The 3,613-nt window shown below is 74.3% G+C and carries 3 protein-coding genes and 1 pseudogene; 2 read left to right on the top strand and 2 right to left on the bottom strand.

The window, feature by feature from the left end; genetic code table 11:
- Window positions 1-1,434 (top strand): TIM-barrel domain-containing protein (locus FGF04_RS37240; RefSeq protein WP_149515819.1); only part of this gene is annotated, 1,434 nt, incomplete at its 5' end.
- Between the two features lie 49 nt (window positions 1,435-1,483).
- Here the strand turns inward: FGF04_RS37240 and FGF04_RS37235 are convergent.
- A complete protein-coding gene (locus tag FGF04_RS37235) occupies window positions 1,484-2,020 on the bottom strand; it encodes an NUDIX domain-containing protein (protein WP_149515818.1) in 537 nt (178 codons plus the stop codon).
- 59 nt (window positions 2,021-2,079) lie between these two features.
- Window positions 2,080-2,885, bottom strand: a pseudogene (locus FGF04_RS37230) (M15 family metallopeptidase).
- A 259-nt stretch (window positions 2,886-3,144) separates the two neighbouring features.
- Here FGF04_RS37230 and FGF04_RS37225 point away from each other — a divergent pair.
- On the top strand, window positions 3,145-3,570 hold the full coding sequence (locus tag FGF04_RS37225; protein ID WP_149515820.1) for a Zn-ribbon domain-containing OB-fold protein: 426 nt from the start codon (window positions 3,145-3,147) through the stop codon (window positions 3,568-3,570).
- Window positions 3,571-3,613: the final 43 nt, after the last annotated feature.

The following is a 3,613-nucleotide window of genomic DNA, read 5'->3' as shown; positions in this document are numbered from 1 at the left end:
ACGTACCGCCTGTGGAACACGGATCCCGGGCGGGCCCTCGGTCCCGGTGACGATCCGCTGCACCTGACCGTGCCGGTGCAGCTGGTGGTGGCCGRCGCGGCCACGCACCTGGTGTTCCACGACAACTCCTGGGACGGCTCCGTGACCCTGCGCGAGGGTGCGGAGGGTGCCGGGTCCGGGCACGACCGGGCCGGGGCGAGCGAGCTGCGGATGGAGGGCGGGCCGCTGCGCTGCTGGGTGATGGTGGGCACTCCCGCGCGCGTGCTGCAGAACTGGGCGTCGCTGACGGGCGCCGCCGCGCTGCCGCCGGCCTGGGCGCTGGGGCACCAGCACGCGCGGTCGGGCCGCGGGACCGAGCAAGAGGTGCGGCGGGTGGTGGGCAGTCACCACGAGCGCGGGCTGCCGCTGGACGCGGTGCACCTGGGCATCGGGCATCTGGAGGCGCACCGGATGTTCTCGGTGGACCGGGACCGCTACCCGAAGCTGCCGGTGCTGGCGGAGGAGCTGCGCCGGGACGGGATCCGGCTGGTGTCGGCCGTGGAACCGGCGGTGGGGGCCGTTCCGGGGGACGCGGTGTACGAGGGGGCCGGGGAGGTGGCCACGGGGTGGCCCGGGCTGCGGGCGTCGCTGTCGCTGGTGCTGGGGCTCGGGCTCTGCGGGGTGCCGTACTCGGGGTCGGACGTGGGCGGCTCGGACGGCGCCCCCTCCCCCGAGCTGTACCTGCGGTGGTTCCAGCTGGGCGCGTACCTGCCGCTCTTCCGTACGCACGCGGGGGCCGGGGAGCCGTGGGCGTTCGGGGACGAGGTCCTGGAGCACGCGCGCGTGGCGCTCGTCGAGCGGCGGCGGCTGCTGCCGTACTTCATGACGCTGGCGCATCTGGCGCGGCGCACCGGGGCGCCGTACGTGCGGCCGCTGTGGTGGGGCGCCCCGGAGGACCGGGCGCTGCGCGATCGCGAGGACGCCTTCCTGCTCGGTGACTGCCTCCTGGTGGCGCCGGTGCTGGRGCCGGGCACGGTCCGGCGTGCCGTGCGGCTGCCGCGGGGGCGCTGGTACGACGTGGTGACCGAGGAGGCGTACGAAGGGCCGGCGCAGGTGCTGGTCGAGGCTCCCCTGTCGCGGATCCCGGTCCTGGTGCGGGCGGGCGCGGTCCTGCCCGTGCGGGGCGAGGACGGTTCGGTGGAGCTGGAGGTGTGGGCGCCCGCCCGCGGGCGGACCGGGGGCGGGCTGGTGGTCGTCGAGCCCAAGGACCCGGAGGGGGCCGGTGACGTGACCGGGGCCGATGGCGGGGCCGGTGACGTGACCGGCTGGGACGAGCCGGAGATCGAGCGCTATGTGACGCGCCGGCGGGGCGGGCGCGTCGTGGTGGAACGGGACGGGGACGACGGCCCGGTGGAGCCGTCCCTGCCGGTGCGGATACGGGGGTTGGGGGCCTGACGGCCCTGCGGCGCCGGCTGGCCGGGGCGACCGCCGGGGCCGGTGGGCCTCAGACGTAGCGGCCCTCGAACCAGGCCCGGACCGCCAGGGTGTGCAGCGGGAAGGCGAGGTCGGTCGCCCCGCGCAGCAGGTGCCAGCCCTCGGTCTCGTCCGTCGCGGCGGACGGCGGCAGCTCGGCGGCGGGACGCTCCGGGAGGGCACCGAAGAGCAGCAGGTGGCCGTCGGGCGAGCTCAGCGCGTCGACGAGCCGTACGTCGCGGCTCGCCGCGACGATGCCCGTCTCCTCCTTGAGCTCGCGGACGACGGCCTGCCGCCAGTCCTCCTGGTGGTCGATGAAGCCGCCGGGCAGTGCGACGCCCCCGCGCGCGGGCTCGATGGTCCGGGTGATGACGACCAGGGCGGCGCCCTTCGTGTCGTACACGGGCTGCAGGGCGACCGCTACCGGCAGCGGGTTGCGGTAGGCCGCGACGCCGCAGGACGTACAGGTGCGGGGCCAGCCGGAGACGTCTTCTCCGTAGGCTGCGCCGCAGCTCGAACAGTGGGTGCCCGGCGCGGAGTTGGCGGACGGGTTCTGGGATGGAGACACGCCCGGGACTGTATCCGATGATCACAAGGAAGCGGTCGCCGGTCGCCCCGGGCGGCACCTCAGCGGGACGCGCGGAGCGAGCGCGCCGACACCGGGAAGTCGAAGTAGGTGTCGGGGTAGGCCTCCGGCTTGTAGGTGAAGTGCCACCACTCCTCGGCGAGGTTCACGAAGCCGAGCTCCTCCAGGGTGTCCTTCAGGAGCAGCCTGTTGGCGCGCTGCTGTCCCTGGATCCGCGGGTCGAGCGTGTGCGACAGGGTGTCGAAGCAGTCGTACCCCGTGCCCATGTCCACGGAGTTGTCGGGGAAGCGCTCACCCTGCGGGGCGAAGCAGGGCACGAGGGGCTCGCCGGGGACGTACGGGCGGGTGGGAGGTCCACGGTGGAGCCGCGGCTGTGGCCGGACTTCTCGGCGATGTAGCCGTCCTCGAACAGGCGGGTCTTGTCGACCTCCGGGTAGAACTCGCCCTTCATGGCCTGGTCGTCGAGGTCCTCGGCCCAGCGGACGAAGTGGTCGACGGCGCGCTGGGGCCGGTAGCAGTCGTAGACCTTCAGGGAGTAGCCCCGGCGCAACAGGTGCCGCTGGGCGCGGTGGAGGGCCTCGGCGGCGGGCTCGGTGAGGATGCAGAGCGGTTGGCGGTAGCCGTCGATACGCTCGCCCACGAAGTTGTGCGGGGTGGAGTAGCGGATCTCCTGGATGATCGTGCGGTCCACGGACCGCAGGGCCACGAAGTCCTCGGGCGCCTTCGGCTCGGAGGCCGCGTCCGCGGGGGCGGCGGCCGCGGGGGCGGCGGTGGCGGTCGCGGTGGCGGTGAGCAGGGCGGCGAGTGCGGTGACGAGAGCGCGTACCGCTGTGGTGAGTCGGGTCATGGCCCATGCGTCTACCAGGAGCGGGTTCCCCGGGGGAAGCGGTCGGGCGTGTTCCGCGTGCCCGGACGGTGAGGGACGGCCGGAACCACCCCCGTGGGCCCCGGCCGCCCCTACCGATAGTCGGACGCATGAACGGCCCCGGCGGTTCTCCGCGGTGTGCGCGCCCCGGCCCCTGCCCAATCGGCGTGGCCCGTGACAGACTCCTGACGTTCCGTCAGATACAGCGCCTGGAGGAGCCTTGTCGCGTACTCGCACCCCCGTGGTCACCGGCTGGTTCACCGGCGAGGGAGACGCTTTCCGGCTCCTCGGCACACGCTGTTCGGCCTGCGCGTCCGTGTTCTTCCCCCGGGAGGACGCCTTCTGCCGCGTTCCGGGTTGCCCGGGCGGCGATCTGGAGGAGGTTCCGCTGTCGAGGCGGGGCCGGGTGTGGTCGTACACGGACAGCCGGTACCGGCCGCCGTCACCGTACGTGTCCGACCCGGAACGTGAATGGGAGCCTCACGCGTTGATCGCGGTGGAGCTGGCCGCGGAGCGCCTCGTCGTGCTCGGGCAGGCGGTTCCCGGCGTCCGTGCCGCGGACCTGGCGGTGGGCATGGAGGTGGAGGCCGTCGCGGGCGTGCTCAACGAGGACGCAGAGACGACCTGGACCACCTGGCACTGGCGGCCGGTGGGGGCGACGGCGTGACGGGGGACGTGGCGGTGCTCGGCGCGGGCATGCACCCGTGGGG

Origin of the sequence: Streptomyces apricus (assembly GCF_008369065.1) — a bacterium.
GTDB classification, from domain to species: Bacteria; Actinomycetota; Actinomycetes; order Streptomycetales; family Streptomycetaceae; genus Streptomyces; species Streptomyces apricus.
Note: the sequence above shows the minus strand (reverse complement) of the source record. Positions and strands in the feature narration are given on the sequence as shown.